The organism is Nocardia otitidiscaviarum NBRC 14405 (assembly GCF_000308635.1).
Classification (GTDB): Bacteria; Actinomycetota; Actinomycetes; order Mycobacteriales; family Mycobacteriaceae; genus Nocardia; species Nocardia otitidiscaviarum.
This window is the reverse complement of record NZ_BAGD01000191.1, coordinates 1-232: the sequence shown is the minus strand read 5'-3', so window position 1 is coordinate 232 and position 232 is coordinate 1. Positions and strand designations below refer to the sequence as shown.

Below are 232 nucleotides of genomic sequence, written 5' to 3'. Positions count from 1 at the left end.
TGCGCCGGCAGACGTTCCATGGCCCAATCCGCCGCCACATCTTTCGGCGCAATTTTGCCGGTCACCGCGCTATACCAAATACGGCTCAGGGTCAGCACCACGTTGCGTTCATCACCCGCCCAATCCGGCGGGCTGTTCCACAGGGTCAGGGTTTCGTTCAGCGCTTCAAACAGGTCCTGTTCCGGCACCGGATCAAACAGTTCTTCCGCTGCCGGACCAACCAGCGCCACGC

At 61.6% G+C, this 232-nt stretch carries 1 protein-coding gene; it reads right to left on the bottom strand.

Annotated elements, in window-relative coordinates:
- On the bottom strand, positions 1-232 hold a 232-nt coding region (locus tag ON31_RS29310), incomplete at both ends, for an aminoglycoside adenylyltransferase domain-containing protein (protein WP_039818272.1).